This window comes from Microcoleus sp. CAWBG640, assembly GCF_020883015.1.
GTDB classification, from domain to species: domain Bacteria; phylum Cyanobacteriota; class Cyanobacteriia; order Cyanobacteriales; family Microcoleaceae; genus Microcoleus; species Microcoleus anatoxicus.
In genome coordinates, this window is the sequence record NZ_JAHRFC010000174.1 from 1 (window position 1) to 4,115 (window position 4,115).

At 37.5% G+C, this 4,115-nt stretch carries 1 protein-coding gene; it reads right to left on the bottom strand.

Annotated elements, in window-relative coordinates; translation table 11 throughout:
• Nucleotides 1-4,115, bottom strand: a 4,115-nt coding sequence (locus tag AAFP11_RS29785) for an AAA family ATPase (protein ID WP_341740248.1), incomplete at both ends; no start/stop codon positions are given.

Below are 4,115 nucleotides of genomic sequence, written 5' to 3' on the forward strand. Positions count from 1 at the left end.
CATAGCAGTTCACCAAAGGCAAGTGTGCGTACTGCTTAATCACTGTTATTCCACTTAATCTTTTCTGCAAAATCATCAAGGTACTGTCGATGCCTTCATGGAGATTCACCCATTTTATTTCTGATTCATCAAGTCTGGCAAAATTTCGCAACGACAGCACAATATCGCGAACTCTCCCAACACCCACTTTCATCGAATCAATCATTTTATGAAAATCTTGGATTAAAAAATCTAACTCGATTTCGTCACTTTTATCTACTATAGGCTGCACTGGCTCTGGGTAATATTTTTGGTATAAAAGCAATAAATCAACTAAATCTTTAAGATATCGATCGCTATAATGCAAATTTCCATGAATAAAATTAATCGGATTATTAATTTCGTGAGCAATTCCCCCAACTAATTGCCCTAAACTCGACATTTTTTCACTTTGAATTAACTGTAATTGAGTGCGACTTAGTTCTTCTAAGGTGGCTTGTAATTCCTGAGTTCTTTCGACTACTCGCTTTTCCAGAACTGTATAGAAACTGGAATTTTCTAGAGATATCGCTGCTTGTGCCGACAGCATTTTCAAAACTTCTAACCTTTCCTTGGTAAAAGCACCTTTGATGAGATTATTTTCTAAGTAAAAAATTCCTTTCAGATTGCCTTGATGAATCACGGGCAATACCAGAATAGATAGGGGTTGATGGAGGGTAAGATAAGGATCAAAATTGAATTTATCGGGGACTGTAGCATCGTCTAAAACTAACGGCTCTCTAGTTCTTTCTACATAGTTAATCAAGGAAACTGGCAACATTCCGCCTTCGGTTATTGGCATAGATTCCAGCACAGTAACATCATTTGTGTTGCCTAATAGTGCCACTTCTATTGCTAATTCATTACCTGTATTGGCAATAAAAATTATTTTCTGCGCTCCGGCATTTTCCCTGATAATATATAGGAGTTTCTCTAACAAACTACTGATAAAAATTTCCCCAGAAAGAGCTTGAGATGCTTTGACAACTGTTGATATATCTAGGGATAAGTTCTGATCGATCGTGGTTGTTACAGTGGTGGCACTGACATTAGGATAGAGGATTTGTCGCGAGCGATCGACTAAATAATCATAGCGAGATTCTAAGTCTTTAACTTTGGCTATAGCTCCCCAGTGTATGTAAGCATAATAAGCTTTATCCAGATAAGCTCTGGCAATTATTTCCTTACCCAAAGATTGATAAAACTCTCCAGCTAATTCATAAGCTAATGCTTCTTCTTGGAGATAACCGTTAGCAGCAGCTCCTTTAATAGCTAGGTCATAATAGTCGATTGCTTCTAGCTTATTGCCTAATATTCGCGCTTTTTCCGCTGCCACCAAATCAAATTTATGTTGATAGTTCATGGGTGCATGATATGCCCAAAACTTCATTTTTATCTGATTGGATTCAACAATAGCTAAAGATTCTGTTTGATTTGGTGTCTGGGGGTAATCACCGAGGAGAGAAAGCGAATAATAAAAATTATGTACCCCGATAGTAATCAGCCCGATCGCCCCATCTGCATATTCTACTGCTAGTTTAGCCCTAGCCACAGCCAGAGCATAATCTTTAAATAAGAACAGCATCATCACTTGAGCTACATAAGCAGCAAATAGCGACATTCGATTATTCTGTTTCCGCCACAGAGACAGCATCGCCGTGTCATCCAATCCACGGCTAAGTAAGGCTACTTGCTCTGCTGTTTCACTTCTTAAACTCAAAGTAATTACTTGCCAAATTTTAGCATAACCAATGGCAAATTCATGCTTATTCTTTACCAAGAATTGCATATATATAGCTTGTTGCTGTTCGACATATTCTAAAGGTTCTCCCACTATAAACAAATTGATAATGTAGTGCTTAGAGCTATAAATAGCCCATTCCATATCGCCTATTTCTACACCGATTTTCCTTGCTTCTAAAAATCCAGATAGTGTATTTTTAGCAGGCTCTTGCCAAAGTTTTATGTGGCCATTAAACATGACGTAAACTTTGGCTTTATGTTGAAGATCATGGAATTTTTCCAACAGTTTTAAGGCAATGATTCCAGCATGATATCCAGAGACAATATCACCCTTAACTCCACATAACATCATGCCATAAAGAGTATAGGGAAAAGCGGCTAACCCTGAATGGCCCTTTGTCAGACAAAGATTTACCATTGTCAAGACGAGGGGCGACACAATTTCGGGTTTGGCAATATAAGCAGGAGGATAGATAGCTATTAGTATTTGCAAAGCTGCTAGTTGATAGGGATCTGTCATTTCTGGCAGGTTTTCTATATCATCAATGCTGGGTAATTTAGGGATTTCTAGGTTTTCGTCTAACAATTTAAATCCGAGAATATTCAAAACTTCAATCCCAGTTTCCACAGCTTTCAGCATCTGGCTTTGAGCTTGAAATATCTGTATTTGAAGCTGATACACTTTCATGCAATCGAGCCGATTTTTCGCACAAGTTAAAACTACTTCACCCAAAGCAGTTGCTTGCTCAAAATTAGTATTGAAACATTCTGCTTCTGCCAATTCTACATATAATTTAAGGGTCAAATCATAGTTACTAACCCAACTATCAGATGCTAAGAGTGACATTCCTGCCTTCAAATATTTGACAGCAGCTTCGTAAGCATTAGCAGCTTTTGCCTTACGCCCAGCAATCAGATTTAATTCGGCAATCTCGGTTTTTTTTATAACCACTTCGATGTTATCAATTCCCACATTCAATTGATTAACAATATCAAAAATATTTTCCTCTAATTTATCGGGGGGCGTGCTTTCCAAGAGGATTTTACCTATGCTCATATGGGTGGCTTTTTTCTCACTATCGGGAATCAGAGAATAAGCTGCTTGCTGGACTCGATCGTGTAAAAATTTATAACCTACTAGGGCAGGGTTGAAGCTTAAATCAATTGCTTCTTTCCCATCGAAAAGTAAAGGAATCAGGTAGCTTTCATTCAAAGGAAGTATCAACCCCGCTTGCAAAGCCTCCCATAATTCCAACCCAGTGACTGAGATAGACTTTTTGTTAATTGTAGACAGAACATCTAGAGTGAAAATGTCCCCAATACAAGCAGCTAATTGCAAAATATTTTGTGTAACATTTGGTAGTTGTTGCAGGCGATTTGCTAACAGTTCTACTACATTTTTATCGGTAATTCCAATAGCTTGAATAGCTTCTATGTTCCACTGCCATGCAGCTTGGGAAAAATCAAACCTTAAAAGATTTTCTTGATAAATAGCTTTGATTAACTGAGTTAAAAAAAATGGATTACCACCAGTTTTATTCCACAACAATTTAGCTAAATCTTCACAAAATTCTGATTTGTTTAATGTGTCAGAGATGAATCTGTTAACCTGGTCTAAATCTAGGGGTTTTAATACTAAATAGTTGACAATTGTTCCCTGTTCATGAATATGTTTTACTGTTTGCATCAAAGGATGTGTCGAGTTAACTTCATTATCCCGATAGGCTCCAATTAATAACAAATATTTCGTTTCAGGATTTATAGCCAGTAATTCAATTAATTTCAATGTCGCTGAATCAGCCCACTGCAAGTCATCGAGAAATATGACTAATGGATGTTCTTTCCGTGCAAATACATGAATTAAATCTTTGAATAACCTGTGAAAGCGATTTTGTGCTTCTTTTGGGGCAAGTTCAGGGACTGGTGGCTGTTTACCAATCAGCAATTCTAGTTCAGGAATTACGTCAATAATTACTTGTGCTGAATCACCGAGTGCAGCTAAAAGTTTATGTTTCCAGGTTTGTAAATTTTTGCTACTTTCTGTAAGTAACTGCTGGCTCAAAGATTGAAAAGCTTGAATTAAGGATGCGTAAGGTGTATTCCGCTGGAATTGGTCAAATTTACCGGAAATAAAATAGCCCCGCTGTCGGGTAATGGGTTTATGAATTTCCTTAACTGTTGCTGATTTGCCGATACCTGAATAACCAGATACTAGCATCAGTTCGACTTGGGAATGGGAAGAATTTTCATCGACGGGATTAGCTACTCGTCCAAAGGCGGCTAATAATTCGCTTACTTGTTTTTCCCGTCCGTACAATTTTTGGGGAATCAATAACTGACTTAATATATCTAAT